Annotated in this window: 16 protein-coding genes and 1 pseudogene; 7 read left to right on the plus strand and 10 right to left on the minus strand. The window is 69.1% G+C overall.

Annotation, left to right across the window (positions count from 1 at the left end):
- Nucleotides 1-447: 447 nt before the first annotated feature.
- Nucleotides 448-1,209: an SDR family NAD(P)-dependent oxidoreductase gene (locus tag ACTYVM_RS35400; protein ID WP_445529891.1), complete on the minus strand. Its 762-nt coding sequence runs from the start codon at nucleotides 1,207-1,209 to the stop codon at nucleotides 448-450.
- A 134-nt stretch (nucleotides 1,210-1,343) separates the two neighbouring features.
- Here ACTYVM_RS35400 and ACTYVM_RS35405 point away from each other — a divergent pair, with 134 nt between their 5' ends.
- On the plus strand, nucleotides 1,344-1,967 hold the full coding sequence (locus tag ACTYVM_RS35405; RefSeq protein WP_445529892.1) for a TetR/AcrR family transcriptional regulator: 624 nt from the start codon (nucleotides 1,344-1,346) through the stop codon (nucleotides 1,965-1,967).
- A gap of 214 nt (nucleotides 1,968-2,181) precedes the next feature.
- On the opposite strand, the gene ACTYVM_RS35410 is transcribed toward ACTYVM_RS35405, so the two are convergent.
- Nucleotides 2,182-2,826 (minus strand): NAD(P)-dependent oxidoreductase, encoded by a 645-nt coding sequence (locus tag ACTYVM_RS35410; protein ID WP_445529893.1) that lies wholly within the window; start codon nucleotides 2,824-2,826, stop codon nucleotides 2,182-2,184.
- A 173-nt stretch (nucleotides 2,827-2,999) separates the two neighbouring features.
- Here ACTYVM_RS35410 and ACTYVM_RS35415 point away from each other — a divergent pair, with 173 nt between their 5' ends.
- Nucleotides 3,000-3,422, plus strand: coding sequence for an Rrf2 family transcriptional regulator (locus tag ACTYVM_RS35415; RefSeq protein ID WP_445529894.1), 423 nt, complete (start codon nucleotides 3,000-3,002; stop codon nucleotides 3,420-3,422).
- A gap of 334 nt (nucleotides 3,423-3,756) precedes the next feature.
- On the opposite strand, the gene asnB is transcribed toward ACTYVM_RS35415, so the two are convergent.
- The 3 genes from asnB to ACTYVM_RS35430 all read right to left on the minus strand — a co-directional run bounded on the left by asnB (nucleotide 3,757) and on the right by ACTYVM_RS35430 (nucleotide 8,010).
- Nucleotides 3,757-5,610 carry an asparagine synthase (glutamine-hydrolyzing) gene (gene asnB / locus ACTYVM_RS35420; protein WP_445529924.1) on the minus strand — a complete coding sequence of 618 codons (1,854 nt, stop codon included), beginning with the start codon at nucleotides 5,608-5,610 and terminating at the stop codon, nucleotides 3,757-3,759.
- 223 nt (nucleotides 5,611-5,833) lie between these two features.
- Nucleotides 5,834-6,736, minus strand: a complete 903-nt coding sequence (locus ACTYVM_RS35425) for an NAD-dependent protein deacetylase (RefSeq protein WP_445529895.1) — start codon at nucleotides 6,734-6,736, stop codon at nucleotides 5,834-5,836.
- Between the two features lie 458 nt (nucleotides 6,737-7,194).
- Entirely contained in the window at nucleotides 7,195-8,010 is an 816-nt protein-coding gene (locus tag ACTYVM_RS35430) for a class I SAM-dependent methyltransferase (RefSeq protein WP_445529925.1), read from the minus strand.
- A gap of 82 nt (nucleotides 8,011-8,092) precedes the next feature.
- On the opposite strand from ACTYVM_RS35430, the gene ACTYVM_RS35435 reads away from it, so the two are divergent.
- The gene (locus tag ACTYVM_RS35435; RefSeq protein WP_445529896.1) at nucleotides 8,093-8,236 is read left to right on the plus strand and encodes a ferredoxin; all 144 of its coding nucleotides are present in this window, start codon (nucleotides 8,093-8,095) and stop codon (nucleotides 8,234-8,236) included.
- Between the two features lie 95 nt (nucleotides 8,237-8,331).
- Here the strand turns inward: ACTYVM_RS35435 and ACTYVM_RS35440 are convergent, their stop codons facing one another.
- Nucleotides 8,332-8,718 carry a Fur family transcriptional regulator gene (locus ACTYVM_RS35440; RefSeq protein WP_445529897.1) on the minus strand — a complete coding sequence of 129 codons (387 nt, stop codon included), beginning with the start codon at nucleotides 8,716-8,718 and terminating at the stop codon, nucleotides 8,332-8,334.
- Between the two features lie 69 nt (nucleotides 8,719-8,787).
- Nucleotides 8,788-9,525: an alpha/beta hydrolase gene (locus tag ACTYVM_RS35445; protein ID WP_445529898.1), complete on the minus strand. Its 738-nt coding sequence runs from the start codon at nucleotides 9,523-9,525 to the stop codon at nucleotides 8,788-8,790.
- 165 nt (nucleotides 9,526-9,690) lie between these two features.
- On the opposite strand from ACTYVM_RS35445, the gene ACTYVM_RS35450 reads away from it, so the two are divergent.
- Nucleotides 9,691-10,971 carry an MFS transporter gene (locus ACTYVM_RS35450; protein ID WP_445529899.1) on the plus strand — a complete coding sequence of 427 codons (1,281 nt, stop codon included), beginning with the start codon at nucleotides 9,691-9,693 and terminating at the stop codon, nucleotides 10,969-10,971.
- Between the two features lie 260 nt (nucleotides 10,972-11,231).
- On the opposite strand, the gene ACTYVM_RS35455 is transcribed toward ACTYVM_RS35450, so the two are convergent.
- Both ACTYVM_RS35455 and ACTYVM_RS35460 read right to left on the minus strand, forming a co-directional pair.
- On the minus strand, nucleotides 11,232-11,954 hold the full coding sequence (locus ACTYVM_RS35455) for a class I SAM-dependent methyltransferase (RefSeq protein WP_445529900.1): 723 nt from the start codon (nucleotides 11,952-11,954) through the stop codon (nucleotides 11,232-11,234).
- 205 nt (nucleotides 11,955-12,159) lie between these two features.
- Nucleotides 12,160-12,483, minus strand: coding sequence for a hypothetical protein (locus ACTYVM_RS35460; RefSeq protein WP_445529901.1), 324 nt, complete (start codon nucleotides 12,481-12,483; stop codon nucleotides 12,160-12,162).
- Nucleotides 12,484-12,498: 15 nt separating this feature from the next.
- Here ACTYVM_RS35460 and ACTYVM_RS35465 point away from each other — a divergent pair, with 15 nt between their 5' ends.
- The 3 genes and pseudogenes from ACTYVM_RS35465 (at nucleotide 12,499) to ACTYVM_RS35475 (ending at nucleotide 14,401) form a co-directional block, all read left to right on the plus strand.
- Nucleotides 12,499-12,960 carry a Mu transposase domain-containing protein gene (locus tag ACTYVM_RS35465; protein ID WP_445529902.1) on the plus strand — a complete coding sequence of 154 codons (462 nt, stop codon included), beginning with the start codon at nucleotides 12,499-12,501 and terminating at the stop codon, nucleotides 12,958-12,960.
- Between the two features lie 504 nt (nucleotides 12,961-13,464).
- Nucleotides 13,465-13,782: pseudogene (locus tag ACTYVM_RS35470) on the plus strand (ATP-binding protein); the annotation flags it as partial.
- Nucleotides 13,778-14,401 carry a histidine phosphatase family protein gene (locus tag ACTYVM_RS35475; protein WP_445529903.1) on the plus strand — a complete coding sequence of 208 codons (624 nt, stop codon included), beginning with the start codon at nucleotides 13,778-13,780 and terminating at the stop codon, nucleotides 14,399-14,401. The pseudogene ACTYVM_RS35470 and the gene ACTYVM_RS35475, both read left to right, overlap by 5 nt.
- 330 nt (nucleotides 14,402-14,731) lie before the next feature.
- On the opposite strand, the gene ACTYVM_RS35480 is transcribed toward ACTYVM_RS35475, so the two are convergent.
- The gene (locus ACTYVM_RS35480) at nucleotides 14,732-15,583 is read right to left on the minus strand and encodes an RCC1 domain-containing protein (protein ID WP_445529904.1); all 852 of its coding nucleotides are present in this window, start codon (nucleotides 15,581-15,583) and stop codon (nucleotides 14,732-14,734) included.
- Nucleotides 15,584-15,640: the final 57 nt, after the last annotated feature.

A 15,640-nucleotide genomic window follows, 5' to 3' on the forward strand; every position in this document is an offset into this window, starting at 1 on the left:
TGTCTGCCTTTTGTTTGTCTTTCGGGGGGTGGGGGTGGCTGGGGTTCTCTTTTCGCCCCGCAGCCGCCACTCCCCGTTGTCACTACTCCCCAGGTACACCGCCAGTGCCCCGATGTCGTCCGGATCGACGAATCGCCGTACTGACTGGTTCTGCAGCGCGAGGCGGGCCGCCTCCTCTGGAGACCGGCCTGACGACTCCGCCCGTCCGTGCAGGACGCGCTCCATGCGCGGCCCCTCGACCGCGCCGGGAGCGAGCGCGTTCGCCGTGGTTCCCTACGCCCCGAGCTCGCGGGCCAGGGTCTTCGTGAAGGCCGGCCTTGGACTCCCGGGTCGGCTCGGCGAGTTGCTCCAGTACGACGGTGCATGCGTACGCCGTACCGGACGAGCTCGCGGGCGAGCAGGGTCCCTACGGGCCCGCCGCCGACGAGCGCCACCTCGGCCTGAGAGTCAGGCACTTGCCCCGCCGTCCGTGACCAGGTCGTGTCCGACCACGAAGCTGGACTCCTCGGAGGCCAGCCACAGTACGGACGCAACGATCTCGTCGGTCTCGGCGAGGCGGCCGAGAGGAATGGTCCCGTTCAGGCGGGCTGCGCGCTCGGCCTCGGACTCACCCGGCATGAAGGTCATGGAGGTGTTGGAGGCGCCCGGGCTGACCGCGTTGATACGGATGCCGTCCTTGATGTGGTCGAGCGCGGCGGCGCGGGTGAGCGTGGAGACGGCCGCCTTGGACGCGGCGTAAGCGCCCGTTCCGGGATAGCGGACGTGGTCGCCGATGTTGGATGCGGCGTTGACGATCACACCACCGCCGTTGTCACGCATGTGCCGGATCTCGTACTTCATGGCGAGCATCACGCCGGTGAGGTTCACCGCGAGCTGCGCGTGCCACTGGCCCTCGTCGAGGTCGGCGAGCGGGCCGAGGCCGGTGAAGACGCCGGCGTTGTTGTGTGCGATGTGCAGTCCGCCGTGGCGGGAGACAGCGGTATCGACCATCGACTGCACGGAGGCGGAGTCGGTGACGTCGACGGTGACCGCGCTCGCCCTGCCACCGCCCCGCTCGATCAGTTTGACCGTCTGGGCCGCGTTCCCGGCGTCGAGGTCGGCGACGACGACCGTGGCGCCCCGGGCCGCGAAGGCACGAGCGCTGGTGCGGCCGATGCCGGAGCCGGCGCCGGTGACGAGGGCGACCTTGCCGTGGAACGGTGCGGACATGGCGGATCTCCTTGCTGCGGTACGGGGGATGGCTCGACAGCCATTTCTGTGCTGACCGTCACAGAAATCATGCACACCGCTTCATCGCAGGTCAAGTGATATATTTGTCGAGCGACACAGAAAGGGGTGGTGTGATGGCCGGCCGCGGCAGACCACGGGCCTTCGATCGGGACGAGGCGCTGCTCCGCGCGCTGCACGTCTTCTGGGAGCGCGGCTTCCAGGCGACGTCGATGAGCGACCTCACCGCCGCCATGGGTATCAACTCTCCCAGCATCTACGCGGCTTACGGATCCAAGGAGAAGCTCTTCCACGAGGCGGTCGCGCTCTACACGAGGACCGAAGGCGACTGCACCCGGCGCGCCCTGGCCGAGGAGCCGACGGCCCGCGCGGCCGTGGAGGCGATGCTGCGGGACAACGCCGCGGCATACGCGGATCCCGCGACCCCCACCGGCTGCCTGATCGTGCTGGCCGCACCCGTCTGTGTACCGGAGAACTCCTCGGTCCCCACGGCCCTCGCCCGCATGCGGGGCGAAGTGCGGGAAATGATCCGCGAGCGGGTCCAACGAGGCATCTTGGACGGCGACGTACGACCGGACGCCGACGCCCGGACCATCGCTTCCTTCTACAGTGCCGTGCTCAACGGACTGTCGATCCAGTCCAGGGACGGGGCGTCGTCCGGGCAACTGCAGAGCACCGTCGACGGAGCCGTGGCGGCCTGGGACGCACTGGCCGCGCCTCGCACCGGACCCGCAGCCTGAGCTGCCGCGCCGGGCCCAGCACGGTGCCCGGATCGGGGAGTGTCGGGCTTGCTCGTCGCGAGGCCGGCCGGCGCCGCTGCACAGCATTGGGCGGCGTCCTGCGCGGCGGTGGCTCGCGGGGCTGGTCACGGGGGCGGACGCCGGCCAGGCGCGGGCACCGCCCCCGACCCGTCGTGCTCTCGCGCGGGGACGGTGGGCCCGGGCCGCGTCTGGCTCAGTAGGCGACGGTGAACCGGGCCTGGTGGTGAGCCGGCTTGTCGATCTCGTCGAGGAAGGCGATGGCGTAGTCGGCGCCGGAGACGAAGGACCTGCCTTCGGCGTCGGTGACCAGGATGTCGCGGCCGAGGCGGAAGGTTCCGGTGCGCTCGCCGGGAACCCAGGCGCCGAACTCGGCTGCCGGGCTGACGTAGAACCAGTCCACGTCGGTGTCGGCGGCCCGCAGTGCGTCCAGGACCCGCGCGTGCGAGCCCGCTTCGGCCTTGTACGCGTCCGGGAACTCGGGGGTGTCCAGCAGCAGCGGTCCGCCCTCGGCCACCCGCAGGCTGCCCGCGCCGCCGACCACGCCGAGCCGGGCGCTGCCCTCGGCGGCCGCCTTGAGGAGCGACGGGACGAGCGGGAGCAGGAACGGCCTGCCGTCCACGCTGCCGTGGACCGCGACGACCAGCACATCGGACTTGGCCGCCAGGTCGCGCACCAGGGCCTCGTCCTCCAGGGACCCGGCGACCGGGGTGAGCCCGGGGCGGGCCTCGGCGGAGCCGGAGCGGTTGACCGCGACGACCTCGTGCCCGCGGCGCAGGGCCTCGTCGCTGATGTGGCCGCCGGCGTAGCCGGTGGCGCCGAAGACGGTGATGACCGCCATGTGTGGTCTCCCTCGGTGGGTGTGTCTGTGTGTACGGGCGGGACGGGACGGCCCTGCGGCGGGTACCCGCAGCGCTCCCGTCCAACGCGGCCGGATTCGCAACTGCCGCGCTTACGAATTTAACTGTAACAGTCGTAGATACGATTTCGCGGCGCAGGCCGTACCATGGAGCCATGGCCCAGCCCACGAACACCCAGTTCGCGGTCGGCGTCCACCTGCTCACCCTGCTGGCCGGCACGCCCGGCGAATGGCAGGACTCGCAGTACCTGGCCGGCAGCCCCGCGACCAACGCCGCGCATGTGCGCCGCATCCTCGGCCGTCTGCGCGAGGCCGGGCTGGTCCGTTCCCAGCCCGGACCGCGCGGTGGCTGGATGCTCGAACGCGAGGCCGCGGAGATCGACCTGGCGCTGGTCTGGCTCGCGGTCAACGGCGAGGACCCGGTGCTGGGCGTGCACGTTCCGCAGCCCGACTGCCACGTCGGGCAGCGGGTCCACCGCAACCTCCTCGCACTGGACCGCCGGGCACGCGATGCCATGCTGGCCGAACTCGCCCGCACCACCGTCGCCGACGTACTGCGCGAGGACGCCGCGGCGTAGTCGGCGGCTGAGCTCACCGGCGCCGCCTTGAGGCCGGCCCACCGACCCAACCGTCCCTCGACCTGGTCCTTGAGAGCCGGCCCGAGCACGCCGCTCGGGTGCGCCACGGGGCGGGCCAGCGCCGAAGGTGGCTCAGCGGATCGATGACCTGGCCATGCTCTGTGCAAGGCTGGGCTCGCGGCACAGCCTCGAACTCAGTGACGAGGACGACACGGTTGCCGAAGAGTCCCGCCGCTGACGGGGAGCGTCACGGAACTGCGGCCAGAGCCATTTTCAAAGGTCCTCAACACCGGCAGGCCTTGCGGCCCGACGACCGTGCATCCGTGGGGCGGTGTCAGCCGCTGGAGTCGAGCGCGAGCGTGGGGCGTTCCAGCTCGAACCACACGGCCAGGTCCAGGGTCCGTTCCAGGCCGTTGCGGTCCGCCGTCGTGATGTGGCCGGGCTCAGCGGCGGTGACCTCCCGCAGCCGGCCTCGGTCGAGCAGGTCCAGAGCGGGACTGCCGTTTGACGAGAGCAGGTCGCGGACCTGCCTCTGCAGTGCCACCACGTAGGCCGGGTCCTGAGTCGAGGGGTAGGGGCTCTTGACCCGCTCGACGACCGAACGCGGCAGAAGATCCTGGGTGGCCGCCCGGAGCAGGCTCTTCTCCCGGCCGTCGAAGGTCTTCAGCGACCACGGCGTGTTGAAGACGTACTCGACCAGGCGGTGGTCGCAGAACGGGACGCGGACCTCCAGTCCGGTGGCCATGCTCAGCCGGTCCTTGCGGTCCAGCAGCATCCGCACAAAGCGCGTCAGGTGGAGGTAGCACACCTCGCGCATACGGCGCTCCAACGGGTCGCTCTCTCCCCCCAGGCGTGGTACCTCTGCCAGCGCCTCCTGATAACGCCACTGCAGATAACCCCGCAGGTCCAGGCGTTCCCGCAGCTCGGGTTCGAGCAGCGAACTGCCGCCGCGGCCGTGCTGGCGCTCCAGAGCCGCCAGCCAGGGGAAGGTTCCGGCGTCCCGCGCGGCGGGATCGTGGAACCACGCGTAGCCGCCGAAGACCTCGTCCGCCGACTCACCGGACAGCGCCACGGTGGAGTGCTCCCGGATCGCGCGGAAAAGCAGCAGCAGCGACTGGTCCAGGTCGCCCAGGCCCATGGGCAGGTCCCGGGACCGTACCGCGGCGGCGCGCACACTTGGATCGGCCAGGCCTTCGGGGTCGAGCACGATGTCCTGGTGCTCGGTACCCGCGTGCTCCACGACGTCGTGGACGTAGGGGGTGTCCGGCGTGGAGCGCAGGCCGTCAGGGATGAAGTTCTCGCTCTGGCCGACGAAGTCGACGGCGAAGCTGCGCACCCTCTCCTTTCCGCGCATCTGCTCGACGGCCAGTGCCGTGATCGCACTGGAGTCCAGACCCCCCGAGAGCAGGACGCACCGAGGCACGTCGGAGACCAACTGGCGGCGGACGATGTCCTCGAGCAGCTCGCGCACCCGCGCCACGGTGTCCTGGCGGCTGTCGGTGTGCTCGGCAGCACGCAACTGCCAGTAGGGGCGGGCGCGCAGACCCGAGCGTTCGACGGTGACCACCGTGCCCGGCTCCACCTCCTTCATCCCCGCCCAGACGGCGTGGCCGGGGGTCTTGGCCCTGGAGAACAGCTCGCGCAGGCCTTCCATGTCGACACTGCGGGGCACCATGGGGTTGGCCAGGACGGCCTTGGGCTCGGAGCCGAACAGCACGCCGTCCTCGGTCGGGAAGTAGTACAGGGGCTTGATGCCCATGCGGTCGCGGATCAGGAGCAGCGACTCCGACCGTCCGTCCCAGATGGCGAACGCGAACATGCCGTTGAGGTGTTCGGGGAGTTCGGCACCCCATTCCAGATAGCCCCGCAGCACGACCTCGGTGTCGCTGTCGGTGCGAAAGCGGTGCCCGCGGTGGCGCAGCTCGTCACGCAGCTCCGTGTAGTTGTAGGCCTCCCCGGAATACACCAGTACGACATCGCCGTCCGGGGTGTCCTGCGTCATCGGCTGGACGCCGCCGGGCAGGTCGATGATGGCGAGCCGGCGATGACCCATGGCCGCGTGGCGATCGAGCCAGAGGCCCTGTGCGTCCGGTCCGCGGCAGGCCATGGTGGCGTTCATGGCCTCGGTGACGGGGCGTTCCTGCCGCAGGTCGCGCCCGTAGGACACCCAACCGGAGATTCCGCACACGAGGGCCTCCTCATCGTGGAGAAGCATGGAAAAGTATCCGGCTTCCTGAAGATCCACCCCCCGCAAGACGCTAACAGCGCCCCCGGACCCGCGCAGCTCATGTCCGCGCGTCGACGGGCGCGCCGGGTGGGCGACGCGTACGGCGACGGCGCGGAGTCGGCCTCCCCCGGGGGCGCAGGCTTCTCCCACCAGATGCGTGTCCGCGGCCGATTCAGGCCATCGCTCAGGCGGCTGTCGTCTGGTCGTCGACGGGGATGTCCAGGCGGTCGGCCACAGTGGTGAGGGTTGTTCCCAGGGGGAGCGCGATGCGGGTGAGGGCGTGCTGGTCGCCTCGGGTCGGGTCCTGGTTGATGATCAATACGGGCTTCCCGGTCCGGGCTGCCTGGCGGACGAACCTGAGCCCGGACATCACCGTCAGTGAGGAGCCCAGGACCAGCAGCGAGGCCGCCTCACGGACCAGGCCGCGGCAGTGTTCGACCCGCTGCGGCGGAACGGCTTCGCCGAAGAACACCACGTCCGGTTTGAGGATGCCGCCGCAGATCGTGCAGGGCATCACGCGGAAATCTCCGACCTGTTCGTCGGTGAGGTCGGCGTCACCGTCCGGGTTGATTCCGGCGGCCACCGGCTCGAAGCCCACGTTGGCCTCTTCCAGCCGCCGGGCGAGTCCGCGGCGCGGGCTGGAGGCGCCGCAGGAAAGGCAGACGACCCGGTCCAGGCTTCCGTGGAGTTCCACGACGCCCGCACTGCCGGCGGCCTGGTGCAGGCCGTCGACGTTCTGGGTGATCACACCCGAGAGCAGGCCGTGCCGACCGAACGCGGCCACGGAGCGGTGCCCGGCGTTGGGGCGGGCGCGGCCGAAGGTGCGCCATCCAAGGTGGCTGCGCGCCCAGTACCGGCGGCGGGCCTGGGGGCTGGCGGTGAAGTCCTGGTAGGTCATCGGGGTGTGCCGGCTCAGGCTGCCGCCCTCGCTCCGGTAGTCGGGGATGCCCGACTCCGTGGAGAGACCCGCCCCGCTGAGCACCAGCACTCCGCCGGCGCTCAGCGCTTCGGCGACCGGCTCCAGGTCCGTGGTGCCCGGCGGCAGATCCTTGGCAGGGGTCCAACTCACAGTGGGGCGCATGCGCATACCCGCCAGGGTACGGAACAGGCTGCCAGCCCCCGCTTTCGCCGTCGATGGTGTCGTTGGCTCGGATGTTGGCCCCGCACGATCCGCGGCGGGGAGCGGTGCTCTCCGGTTCGGGCCGCGGTGCCTTCTGCGGTGCTTGGCCGGTGGGGCGTGGGCCGGCTTGGCGGCTCCACGCCCCCGGACGGCGGACGCCTGTCGGAGGGCCCGGCTCGTGTCACCGCGGCGTGCGGGCCTGCCGTGGTCGCAGCCGGGCTCAGGCTTCCTTCGCGTTCACCCGGCCGACGCGCTGGGCGGGCGCGGTCGGGTGCTGGGGTCTTAGCGTCGTACTGCCTTGCGCTGTGACAGGACCGCAGGGCTCGGGCGGCCCTTGCACGCAGCGCCCTGGGCAGGGGCCGCCGTCCCACCTGCCATCTGGTGGCAGGAAGGGGAACAGACACCGGCGTGCCCCCTCTACCGGTCTACCGGCGGACCGCCGAGATCAGTCCGCCCGGCCGCTCCTCGCGCTGCGGCGGGGTGCTGATCGGGCGGCCGTAGGCGGCAGCGCGCTCGCGCAGGGTGCGGCTGTCGGCCTCCCAGCCGTGCCCGGCCAGCCAGGCCACCGGGTCGTCAGGCATCTCCGAGACCCACATGGACGCCGCCGATCCCGGCACGGCGTCCGCGCCGAAGCGCTCGAGCACGCCGCGCGAGCCCAACGTCAGCCCCATCCGACTGCCCGCCGCCGACTGCGCGCTGATCCGGGCCAGCAGCAGCTCCACCGCGTCCTCGGGCAGATAGATCAGCAGTCCTTCGGCGATCCACACGGTCGGCGCCGCCGGGTCGTGCCCCGCGGCGGCCAGCGCGCCCGGCCAGTCCTCACGCAGATCCACCGCGACCGTGATCCGCTCGCAGCGCGCGACGGCCCGTTCCTGGCGCAGCACCGACGCCTTGAAGTCCAGTGGCGCGGCGGTGTCGACCTCGAACAGCCGGGTGCCCTCGGGCCAGTCCATCCGGAAGGCCCGGCTGTCCATGCCGGCGCCGAGCAGCACGACCTGCCGGACCCCGGACGCGGAGGCCTGCTGCAACAGGTCGTCGAGGAACTTCGTCCTGATGACGATGGAGAACGACACGGCCAGCCGGCGGCGTCGCGCGGCCTCGTCATCGGGCCGCGGCGGCGGGGAGGGCCACAGGCCGCCGGCGGCGGCGAAGGCCTGTGCCAGAGGGTCACGGAACAGCGCGTTCTCCCGCTCGGTCTCCAGCGCCCGCACCCTGGCGACCCCCACCGCCGTGGCCCACACTCCCGACGGCTGCGCCCACTCCTGCTCATCAGTCACCGCGCCAGCCTAGATGACGCAGCTTATTGAATATGGAAGTCAGCGCGTGCTCGCCGCCCCGGCCGTCTTCGACCAGGACGAGGAGGACGGGCTCGTGCTCGTCCTCGCCGAGAGGCCGTCGGCGTCCCGGTCGAACGCCGAACGCGACGCCGTACGGGCCTGCCTGTCCGGGGCTCTCACCCTGCAGTAGCCCGCAGCCGCAGCCGCAGCCGTCCACCAGCCACCTGGTCCGTGCGTGCGGCGCCTGCCCCTCGGGCCGCCTCCGGCAGTGGCCGCAGATCCCCGTCAGCTCGACGATGTGCTCGACCTCGGGAAGCCGGTGGCCGCGGCCATGTCGTCGGCCCGGCGCTCGACGGCCTCCGCCTCCACGGCCAGGCTGAGATTGCAGCTCCGGCAGACGAGATAGTGGCGGTGGCCGTCCGGCGGGCGGAGTCGGTACAGGCGCTCGCCGCTCTGTTCTCGTGCGACGTCCACGCGCCGGTCCCGCTCCAGCCACCGCAGGGTCCGGTACACCGTGGTCAGTCCTACCGCGACGCCGTCGGCGGCCAGCGCCGCGTGCAGCTCTCGTACGGACATGAAGTCGCGGCAGGCGAGCAGCGTCCGCAGAACGGCGGCACGCTGCCGCGTCGACCGCCAGGCCGACGGGAGCCCGCCGGTCGGCATGCCGTCCATGTCGCCTGCCTTCCGCGGGAGTTCCGGAATGATCCACTGCGCAAGGCTAGTTGGAAATGAATTCCATGACTACTGTCGCAAAGCTGGAGGCGCTGCTCCCTGCCGGGAAGAAGCCCGGACGGCCTTCGGTACATCTCGCCTCCGCGGGGTGTCGGTGGCGAGCAGTTCCTGCAGGAGTTCAACGATGAGATCGGGCTGTCCTACGAACGGGGAGTGGCCCGTCTGCCACTCGCGCACGTCGGTGCAGCGTGAGGCCATCTTCCGCTGCAGGCCCGGATCGATGGCCCGGTCCCGTCCACAGACGACGTAGGTGGAGGAAGTGTGCTTCCAGCTGTGGCGCTCCGGGACTCCTCGCCCGCAGCCGGGGGCTTGCGCACGCAGCAGGCCGACTGCCCAAGCGGCGAGAGGTTCGGGACAGTCGCCGTAGAGGGTGTCGACAGCCCGGTCGGGGTGCAGGCTGGTCGAGCCGTCGGGCTCGGGGCTGATCGCGTCCTGGAGCTGCGGAGACGCCCCACGCAGACCGGCCGCGCTCTCGCCGACGTCCAGCACGAAGGCCGCCAGGTAGACCAAGTGTCCCGCTCCGCGCACTCCGGTGATCACTGACCCGCCGTAGGAGTGACCGAGCACGATCGGGGGCTCCTGCAGCGCGTCGATGGCAGCCTGGACCACGGCTGTGTCAGCGGGTAATGAACCTCGATGGAGCTCGGGAACGACCACCTCGGCTCCCGCGGTCCGCAAGCGTTCTGCCACCACGGCGAAGTGCTCGGGACAGTGATACAGGCCGTGAACGAGCACCACGGCGGCCAATTCGCCCGCCTCCTCAGGTCGGCGTCAAGTCAGTGAATCATGCCCTGAGACCTGAGCACCTGTTTCTGCTCTCAGCTCTGAGACGCGTTCGGCGATGTCCTGATCACGGGGTGGTGATTGGTCCGAGTCACTACGCCGAGCGGCTTCACACCTCGGGAGGTTCGGTTGGTACGGCGGAGCACGCTCGGGCAGGACTTCCGGCGGCTGTGGGGCGCCTACGCGGTCAGCGCCGCGGGCAGTGCCGTCGGCATGGGGGCATTGCCGTTGGTCGCCCTCCTGGTGCTGGATTCCTCTGCGTTCCAGGTCTCTGTGCTCGCTGCCTTGTCTGCAGTGGCCAGTGGCGTGATTGCTCTGCCGCTCGGTGTGCGTATCGAGCACCAGTACAAGCGGCCGGTCATGATCACCGCCGATCTGGCCCGCTGCGTGGTGCTGGCGAGCATTCCGGTGGCCATGGCTTTCGGCGGGCTCACCTTCGCTCAGCTGTGTATCGTCGGCGTTCTCCAGACGGCTGCGTCTGTCGCGTTCGGCGCGGCGAGTGGCGCGCATCTGAAGGCACTTGTCCGGCCCGAGCACCGCCTTCGTGCCAACAGCCTGTTCGAGACGTCCAACTGGATCAGCGTCAGCGCCGGCCCGCCCGTGGGCGGGCTTCTGATCGGGGCACTGGGCGCGGCCGCCACGATGGTGGTCGACGCGCTGTCCTTCCTCGGGTCGGCCCTGTGTATCCGTCGCATCCGGCAGCCTGAACCCGCGCCACCGGCACACGCCGCCACCTCTCACCTGGGCCGCGACATCGCTGCCGGTTGGCAGTTCCTCCTGGGGCACCCGGGACTGCGGCCGCTGTTCTTCAACGCGCTGCTCTTTGGCGGATCCGTCATGATGACATCACCGCTGATGGCCGTCCTCATGCTGGATGACCTGGGGTTGGCACCGTGGCAGTACGGACTCGCCCTGGGACTGCCGTGCCTGGGTGGCGTGCTGGGCTCACGCCTGACCCCGCTGCTTACGCAGCGATTCGGGCAGCGTCGCGTTCTGCTGCTGTCCGGTGTTGCGCGCACGCTCTGGACGATTCTGCTGCCACTGACGCCCTCCGGTGCTCTCGGCGTGTTCGTCATCGTGGCCGTCGACTTCGGCCTGCTCTTCTCCGCCGGGGTCTTCAACCCGTCGTTCACCACGTATCGGATGGCGGCCACACCGGACGCGTTCATGTCCCGCGTCGGCACCTCCTGGTCCGTCGGCGCGAAGACATGCCAGGCTGCCTTCGTGATCGCCGGTGGCCTCATTGCCGCCGCGGCGGGGGTGCGCGCTGCCCTGCTCATCTCTGGCTTGCTGTGTATGGCGAGCGCGCTGCTCCTGCCATGGTGGAGGGAACGCATCTCCACGGGGAATGCTCCGGCGCCCACGACGGAAGCTGTTCCGTCTCCGGCCACGCATAGTCCCTCCGCGTAGCGGTTTCGCCGGATTGCATTGATGCGGCTTTGTCGGGGGTGGGAGAGGGGGACTCGGGGCCGGTGAAGGCGAAGGCGATGGTCCATCCCTTGAGAATGATCAGTCCTGCTGGGCTTCGTGGGATGCTGGCTGTCCGCTTCTGCGAGTGATTCACCTGGTCATGAGCGTGATGGCCGCCACGGTGGCTTTATCGAGCAGAGGTGGTTCTGGCCCAGATTCTGTGCAGTGAGCGCGCTGGGTGAGTAGTTGTCGGTGCAGGATCATGCTCGACGCACGTCGAAGAGCATGAAGGGTGGCAGCCCGGAGCGCTGGGGTTGGGCTGCAACAACACGAGGGTCTGGTGTCGGCTCGTCGACGGCTGCGATTTTGAAGCCGTTGCGCATCAGTGTGGTGATATAGGTGGAGAGCTTCCGGTGCTGGTTTCCGGCTCGACGGGCGCCGTTGGGGTTGCTTGATCGCCAGAAGCCTTCGGTGAGGTAGTCGCCGACGACTCTGCGCATGGTTCCGTCTCCGGCCTGCGCCCACGTGGCGTGTGGCGCCTCGAAACAGGGGTGCGGGACCGTGAAGATGAGGGCGCCACGCGGGTTGAGAACCCGGTGGACAGCAGCGAGTGCGGCATCGAGGTCGGGCACGTTGTTCAGCGAGAGCCCGGCGGTCACCCACTCGACGGACGCAGTGGCGACCGTGGCCAGTGTGCATCCGTCGTCGACTGAGAAGACCGCTCCGGTGGGCTGGCTCTTCTCGGCGCTCCGAGCGTGCTCGATCATCCGGGGCGACGGGTCGATACCCCATACCGTCGCTCCGCGAGCAGCCACAGCACGGGCTATGATGCCCTCTCCGCACCCGAGGTCGAGAACACGTTGTCCGCGAAGGAGCTCAGGGAGATAGCCGAGCAAGCTGTCGCGGCTGAAGTCGTGCAGGGCAGATCCGGAACGCACGAGCTCTGCGTACCAGTCGGCGATGGTGTCCCAGGACTCAGTCATCAAAGCACAGACGCTACTCGACAACGTCTGATCGCACCATCGACTCAGTGGCGTACGGGTACGATCGTCGGTCCGCTAGGCCAGAAGTACACGCTTCGCAGAAGGTGGAACCCGGCACGTCCGAACATCTGCCTCTTGAGCACCTTGATGCGCTTGACGTGCCCTTCCACAGAGTAATTGTCAAGAACTGTGGATCAGTAGCTGTTCACGCTGTCTCGTGGTTCAGGTGCGTGAGCCCTTCGATGGAGTCCAGGCGGGTCTGCAGGACGGGGTCCGGGGTCGGTGTGGTGGTGAGCAACAGCACCTGGGCCGCTGGGTGTTCCGGGGCGTAGAGGTCGTCTTCATCGTCGTCGCCGGGGATCGGGTTGGGCTGGATCTCGATCCGCCCGTTGGGGATGCTGGCGAGGTGGTAGACACCCCGGTAGTCGCTGTCGCGCTCGGTGAAGACCAGCCCGAGGCGGTCACTGACGAGCCGGACCAGCCCGCCGGCGGTGTGGGTGCTGGTGCCATAGGTGTGGTGGTCGGCCATGGTGCACCAGACTCTATGCGGTGCATCGCGTTCAAATCGCACTACGGCATCGAGAGCTTCCACTGCCGTCCGGGAGTCGAAGGAGCCCATGAGAAGGGCGGCGTCGAGGGCCAGATCGGCTACTTCCGCCGCAACCACTTCGTCCCCGTCCCCGAGGTCTCCTCGCTTGCAGAGCTGAACGAGATGGTCGAGCAGTGGGACCGGCAGGACGACGCCCGCAGGATCGGCTCCAGGTCACGGACGATCGCCGAGGACTTCGCCCTCGAACAGCCGCTGCTGATGCCGTTGCCTGAGGAGCCGTTCGAGACCGGACGGCTGTTCACCCCGCGGGTCGACCGCTACGCCCAGATCCCGGTCCGCACGAACCGCTCCTCGCTCCCCATCCGGCTGATCGGCAAACGGGTCCGAGTCATCCGTCACGCCTCTCACCTGGTCGTTACGACCAGAACGTGGAAGTGGCCCGGCATGAGAGATTGATCGCCAAAGGCGCCGTCCGTCTGGAGCTGGATCATTACCTGGAGGTCCTGGTCCGTAAGCCCGATGCCTTCCCCGGCTCGACCGCTCTCGAACAGGCCCGTTCAGCAGGCAAGTTCGCCCACGGTCCATGACGCTTGGTGGACGCAGGCCATGAAGATCCACGGCGAGCGGGACGGAACCCGCGCGCTGATCGACGTCTTGCTTCTTGGACGAAACACGCCGCACGAGCAGGTCGTCGCCCGGCCTGGCCGCAGCCCTTCGGGCCGGAGCCATGACCGCCGACGCGGTCACGCTGGAAGCCCGCAAAGCAGCCCAGGTCGAGGCCGAGCCCGCACCGGCAGCACGGGTCCCCGGACAGCCGTCGGCGACGGTGACGTCCCTGCACGAATAGCGCCTGGCGCATCTTCCGCCGGACACCAGACCGCTGCCGTCGGTGGCCCGCTACGACCAGTTGCTCCGACGCCGCCGGGCAAGCGGCGGTGACCACCGAGAGGGAGAAGCACGATGAGCATGCCCCGCCAGCCAGGCTTGACTGAGCAGGCTGCCGACGCCGCTATCGACTCCGCCTGCCGCATGCTGCGGCTGCCGTCGATCCGCAACGAGTTCTCCGACATCGCCGACCGGGCGATGAAAGACCAGATGACCTACCGCGGCTTCCTCGCCGAACTGCTCATGGCCGAGTACGACGACCGAGCCCGCCGCCGTTCCGAGCGGCGGATCAAGGCGGCGAACTTCCTCCGCGAGAAGTCCCTGCGCACCTTCGACTTCGACGCGAATCCAAACATCGACCCGGCAACCATCCATACCCTCGCCAGCTGTGACGGCAACAGCTGCCCGCTACCTTTACCTCAGGCGGCACGGTGAGGCGTCCGAGGACGAGAGCAAGTTGGCGGACACCGGCCGCCGCCAAGCCGTCCTGCTCGGGGAGCGGCTTCGTGAGGCACCTCTCACGGCAATCCACCACGGCCCGCTCGCGCGCGCGGAGCAGACGGCGCAGTTGGTCTGCGAGCAGCTCGACGGTGTTCCCCTGCGGCCGTCCGAACTGGCTGGCGACTACATCCCCTACATGCCGCAGCGCGAGGAGCTGCCGTCGGAATCGGCCGATGCCATGCTCGGTCACCTGGCCCAGTTCCCAGCCGAGGAGCGCGAACAAGGGCCAGAACTGGCCCTTGCGGCTCTCGCGCAGTTCACCGGACCTGTCGTCGGTGACGAGCCGCGCCATGAACTCGTCGTCACGCACAACTTCCTCATAGGTTGGCTCGTCCGCGCCGCCCTCGACGCCCCGGAGTGGCGGTGGATGGGCATCAACCACGCCAATGCCGCGCTGACCGTCATCCGCTATGCGCCCGGCCGACCTCCATCCGTGCTTGTCTTCAACGACACGGGTCACCTGCCCGCCAACCTTCGCTGGACCGGCTTCCCTCCCGACCTCCACGTCTGAGGACAGCGACCCTCATCAAATCCGCAGAAACCAGATTTAGATCGGGGGACGGCGCGTGGCTGATGGGTCAGCCAGGCGTCGTCAAATGTCGTCGACAAAAACCGCTGATCTTGATGGAGAGTGCTGCTCGAACTCGTCAACAAACGCTGTCCGTGGAAGTGAACGAAGCCACCACGGCCTTGTACCCGCCCTCAACCGGCATCCAGGTTCTCCGGCGACCAGCGGGCCGCCGGAGAGCCAGTAAGGACTGGAATCAGAATGAGGTCTCCGGAAATCGAAGGTGACGGCATGTCAGTTCGCATGTCCGTTCACGTTGGCGCGCCCCGGGGCCTAAGGAAGCCTGACTCCGGACCAGGTATCGACTTCGCACTGTCTGTCGGCATTGTTTCCTGCGGTCACGACCGTGCCGTCGGCACAGAGGCCGAGGGTGTGCGTTGAACCGGTCGCCACGGCGACAATGTCGCGCCAATCGCCGACCTCGCACTGTCCGTAGCTGTTGTCTCCCACTGCGAGGACCTGCCCGGACGCTGTGACCCCGACGGTGTGGTAGCTGCCCGCGCCGAGCGTCACCACGTCTTCCCACTCATCGACCTCGCACGCCTCGGTTGCCCGCTCTCCGGTCGCTACTGCCCGCCCGTCGGCTCTGAGACCGACGGTATGGAGATACCCAGCCGAAATAGCGGCCAGGTCACGCCACCCCTCAACGGCACACTGCCCTCGCCGGTTGTTTCCCGCGGCCAGTGCAGAACCGTCGGTCCGGACGCCGACCGAGTGCCAGTCACCACACGAGACGACGACCATCTCGCGCCAGGACTGCACGTCGCACTGCCCTTCTGAACTCCGGCCAACTGCTAGCACGCGGCCATTCGTGAGTAGCCCGAGCGTGCGGCGCCAGCCTGCGGCCACGGCCGTGATGCCTCGCCATCCGGCGACATCACATTGCCCATCGCCATTCCACCCCGTTGCCAGCACCGTGCCGTCCGACCGGAGCCCCACCGTATGAGACTTGCCCGTGTTCGTCGCGGCATGGACGTTGCCGGCTGCCACCGCGACGACGTCTTCCCACCGCTCGACACGGCACTCAGCGGCTGCGGTATTGCCCACCGCGAGAACGGTTCCATCCGAGCGCCGTCCGACCGAATGACGCCTTCCAGCCGCCAGCGCCGACGAGTTGGCGAGCATTCCGCCTCCTTACGCTTGGCGCGAGTCCGCGACATGGGATTTCACCTTACTTTGGCT

It is taken from the genome of Streptomyces cyslabdanicus (assembly GCF_052663305.1).

Coding starts and splice junctions, on each gene's coding strand:
- ACTYVM_RS35405 (WP_445529892.1), top strand. CDS start 1,344: ATGGCCGGCCGCGGCAGACCACGGGCCTTCGATCGGGACGAGGCGCTG.
- ACTYVM_RS35410 (WP_445529893.1), bottom strand. CDS start 2,826: ATGGCGGTCATCACCGTCTTCGGCGCCACCGGCTACGCCGGCGGCCAC.
- ACTYVM_RS35480 (WP_445529904.1), bottom strand. CDS start 15,583: ATGCTCGCCAACTCGTCGGCGCTGGCGGCTGGAAGGCGTCATTCGGTC.
- ACTYVM_RS35440 (WP_445529897.1), bottom strand. CDS start 8,718: ATGGACGGCATGCCGACCGGCGGGCTCCCGTCGGCCTGGCGGTCGACG.
- ACTYVM_RS35400 (WP_445529891.1), bottom strand. CDS start 1,209: ATGTCCGCACCGTTCCACGGCAAGGTCGCCCTCGTCACCGGCGCCGGC.
- ACTYVM_RS35415 (WP_445529894.1), top strand. CDS start 3,000: ATGGCCCAGCCCACGAACACCCAGTTCGCGGTCGGCGTCCACCTGCTC.
- ACTYVM_RS35455 (WP_445529900.1), bottom strand. CDS start 11,954: ATGACTGAGTCCTGGGACACCATCGCCGACTGGTACGCAGAGCTCGTG.
- ACTYVM_RS35465 (WP_445529902.1), top strand. CDS start 12,499: ATGCGGTGCATCGCGTTCAAATCGCACTACGGCATCGAGAGCTTCCAC.
- ACTYVM_RS35460 (WP_445529901.1), bottom strand. CDS start 12,483: ATGGCCGACCACCACACCTATGGCACCAGCACCCACACCGCCGGCGGG.
- ACTYVM_RS35425 (WP_445529895.1), bottom strand. CDS start 6,736: ATGCGCATGCGCCCCACTGTGAGTTGGACCCCTGCCAAGGATCTGCCG.